The organism is Methyloversatilis universalis FAM5 (genome assembly GCF_000214035.2).
GTDB lineage: Bacteria > Pseudomonadota > Gammaproteobacteria > Burkholderiales > Rhodocyclaceae > Methyloversatilis > Methyloversatilis universalis.
Genome location: NZ_AFHG01000039.1, coordinates 1 through 1,551, shown reverse-complemented (window position 1 = coordinate 1,551; position 1,551 = coordinate 1). Strand labels below are relative to the sequence as shown.

The 1,551-nt window shown below is 61.6% G+C and carries 1 protein-coding gene; it reads left to right on the top strand.

Annotated elements, in window-relative coordinates:
* Nucleotides 1-1,551: collagen binding domain-containing protein (locus METUNV1_RS06565; protein WP_043359268.1), on the top strand; the 1,551-nt coding region annotated here is incomplete at both ends.

Below are 1,551 nucleotides of genomic sequence, written 5' to 3'. Positions count from 1 at the left end.
GGGCGGCTGCAGGTTCAGTTACTGGACGGCACAAACGGAGCTGCGTATGCGTGGAAGGACGTGACGCTGCAGGAGGTGTTGCCGGACGGTAAATATAAGTGGTCGGGTATCTATCGGACGGACGGTAGCGGTCATCTGAGGCTTGATCCGACGGATCTTGGACGCAAGAGCTACGCGATTAGCGCACCCAGCCCGGTGGACGGGACGGAGAAGTACAGCGCGACCTATGCCGATGCAGGTACGTACCAGTTTCGCGTGGGCAACGTAGGTTTGGCCGTGCAGTTGCTGGACGACGTGACGGGGGCGGGGATTGCCAACGTTGAGATCCATGCCTATGAGCGGATGGCCGATGGAAGCGAGGCATGGAAGGCGAAGCACGTCTCGGATGCAGGCGGTCGAGTGAGCTTCGACCTGGAAGGTCTGGGCGCGGGACGGACCTATTTCGCCCGAGCCAAGCCGTTCGGGATGTGGGTGAGCAGCGCGCCGATCACCCGAACCGGCTGGTTCGGATTCACTGTTGGGCGATTGCAAGTCCAGGTCATAGATGGCCGTACGGGTCTTGGTTCTGCAGGGCAGTCAATCACACTGAAACGCTGGCAACCGGATGGCAATCACCAAGTAGTGATGACCGCTGTCACGGACGGGTCGGGCTGGGTCAAGCTGGACCCGGGCGGAGTGGGGACCGAGCCATACGTAGTGAGCGCGACCAGCCCGACGGATGGCTATCAGAAAGTCAGCGATAAATACCTGAGCAAGGGGCCGCATCGGTTTGTTCTGGGCAATGAGCCGGTGATTGCCCGCGTTGTGGATGGACGCAGCGGGGCTGCGCTGGCAGAGAAATGGGTCGAAGCCTGGGAAGTTCTCGCGGACGGGCAGAAGGCACTGCGACACAAGCGCTGGACCGATGCAAGCGGGCAGGTTCGCTTTGATCTGGATGGCATTCAATCGGGGCGACGGTACGTGCTGCGGGCTCAGCCGTATCTGAACACGGTGGAGAGCGGACCGATAGGCGCCGCGGGCGAGATCGTACTGCAGGCTGGGCGGCTGCAGGTTCAGTTACTGGACGGCACAAACGGAGCTGCGTATGCGTGGAAGGACGTGACGCTGCAGGAGGTGTTGCCGGACGGTAAATATAAGTGGTCGGGTATCTATCGGACGGACGGTAGCGGTCATCTGAGGCTTGATCCGACGGATCTTGGACGCAAGAGCTACGCGATTAGCGCACCCAGCCCGGTGGACGGGACGGAGAAGTACAGCGCGACCTATGCCGATGCAGGTACGTACCAGTTTCGCGTGGGCAACGTAGGTTTGGCCGTGCAGTTGCTGGACGACGTGACGGGGGCGGGGATTGCCAACGTTGAGATCCATGCCTATGAGCGGATGGCCGATGGAAGCGAGGCATGGAAGGCGAAGCACGTCTCGGATGCAGGCGGTCGAGTGAGCTTCGACCTGGAAGGTCTGGGCGCGGGACGGACCTATTTCGCCCGAGCCAAGCCGTTCGGGATGTGGGTGAGCAGCGCGCCGATCACCCGAACCGGCTGGTTCGGATTC